Source organism: Bradyrhizobium sp. MI1.11 (genome assembly GCF_055811255.1).
The window spans coordinates 1-2,161 of record NZ_JBVVPM010000151.1; the positions used below are offsets into that span (position 1 = coordinate 1).

A 2,161-nucleotide genomic window follows, 5' to 3' on the forward strand; every position below is an offset into this window, starting at 1 on the left:
CGTGCCGGTCCAGCCTGCAAGGCCTAAATAGCCTGAGGCGACCGAAATGAGAAGTCAGTGACGCGAACAGCTTCCGCGCAAAGGCTCTCAAGCCGAGCAATAGTCAAAGCGTATGTTCACCTCTGCCTGGGATAGCTAAGACGTTTACAATAGAGGTTTTCCTACTTCGGCCTCCGTCGCTTGCAACTTGGCCCTGAAGCGAGACCGCCAAGGCGCAGACCGCGGCAACGACGGCGGGCGCCGGCTGACGGCCACGCAAGAGTTGCACGCTGGTGAGTACCTCTTAGTCCTGGTAGGTGCGTGCATCCGCGCCTCGTTTAATATGGGGCTCGTAAATTGGCGGTCGAAAGACGCGCGTTAAGCGGATCCACGCCTCACGAAATGGCATTGGTCTAGGAGAACGGCCATTAGCGGGCTCGCTCATGATACATCCGCCTTCACAATCAAAGACGCCGCGTCCGCGCCGAAGCGTCTTGTTCATGCCTGGATCCAATGCGCAAGCCCTCGAAAAGGGACGCAAGGTGGCGGCCGACGCCCTAGTGCTAGATCTTGAAGACTCCGTTGCGCCGGACGTCAAGGCGAAAGCGCGCGAACAGGTAGGCAAAGCGGTCAAGGCCCGCGGCTTCGGCAGGCGCGAGGTGCTGATTCGCATCAACGCGCTGGATACGGCCTGGTGGTGCGAAGATGTGGCTATGGCCGCGCACGCGGGGTCCGACGGCATTTTGGTGCCCAAAATCTCTAGTATGGCTGAGCTCAACAGCGTTGCGGAGCGCCTTGCCGCGAGCGGTCGGGAAGGCTCACTCTCGGTTTGGGCGGTCATCGAGACAGCGTGGGCGGTGTTGCATGCCGAGCAGCTTGCCGCCACCGCGCGCGATCCGAAGATAAGACTCGCGGGCTTTGTGTTTGGGCCGAACGATATTTCGCGGGAGACGCGAATTAGGATGCTGTCGGGGCGTGAGACCATGATCCCGCTGCTAGCTCATTGTATCCTAGCCGGACGTGCGCACGGCGTCGAGATGCTTGATGGTCCCTACAGCGATCTCTGCAATGTCGAAGGGTTTGCCGCGGAATGCCGCCAGGCACGTGATTTTGGGTTCGACGGGAAAGCGCTGATTCACCCGTGCCAGATTGATCCCTGCAATGCCATCTTCACGCCGGCAGTCCAGGAGCTCGCGCAAGCAAGGCGGATCATCCAGGCGTTCGAATTGCCGGAGAACGCCTCGCGTGGCGCAATTCAGGTCGATGGACAAATGGTAGAGCGGCTGCATGCAGAAATGGCCAAACGTACCATCGCGATCGCCGATTCGATTGCCGCGATCGCGGATTAGCGGTCCCGGCCTTCTTCAGCTGCTGCGGCAACATCGGCGCTTCTCAACTGCATCGGAAGCGAGAACGTAGTTGCGTCTCGGCTCATGTCCGCCACTCCGGAGACGCGATCTCCACCAGGTTTGCAGATGTTTTCGGGCGGGGATCGGCCGCTCCGTATTCCTCCGTTGAGGCTTTCAATTACCGATGTGGGTAATTGAAAGCCGTTGAGGGCCGCCTTGTTTGACGGACGCGAACGCTGCAGGTCCTAGCTAGCGGAGCGGCACTATCTCCGGCGCGATCCAGATACGAAGCGTTATCGTTGGGGATGCCATTCGCGAACGAGCCAATGAGGCTCCGCTTGGATTCATCTATCAAAGGTTCGAGCTCGATCTCGGCCCTCTTCGGATCATCGCGTGGAAGCGGTCAACGACAGCGTGGGCATCGGCCAGCATAGGAACGTTTTGTTCGATGACGGCAACCGTGATGGTCTCGGCCTTGGTTAGGTGGTCGCGCTTCGTCGTCATCAACTGCGCTATCGTCCTGGCGGCGGGGACCTTCTGCAATTGTTGACGGCTGATACTCTCGGCGCGTCGCCGTCGCGTGGCCATTCCGCCACCACGCGCAGCGCTCCCTTAAAGCCTTGCCCTCTCAAACGGCGCCAGAGTTCAGCACTGTTGCAATAGCCGCCTGACCACTGTCGCCATATCCACCACCGCGATCTCGCGACACAATGTTGATGCCCGGGTGCTTCGATAGCCACGCCGGGAACGGTCGCCGTTTCCCCGGTCGGGCAGCAAGGCAACGATCCGCCGACGCTCCAAATCGCACACGATGGTCCGGTACCGACGGTTTC

1 protein-coding gene and 1 pseudogene are annotated in these 2,161 nt (G+C 60.2%); one reads left to right on the plus strand and one right to left on the minus strand.

What is annotated here, in order from left to right; translation table 11 throughout:
• Window positions 1-422 precede the first annotated feature (422 nt).
• A complete protein-coding gene (locus AC0L30_RS42750) occupies window positions 423-1,328 on the plus strand; it encodes an HpcH/HpaI aldolase/citrate lyase family protein (RefSeq protein ID WP_473406769.1) in 906 nt (301 codons plus the stop codon).
• A 286-nt stretch (window positions 1,329-1,614) separates the two neighbouring features.
• Here AC0L30_RS42750 and AC0L30_RS42755 read toward each other — a convergent pair.
• A pseudogene (locus AC0L30_RS42755) lies at window positions 1,615-2,161 on the minus strand (transposase); the annotation flags it as partial.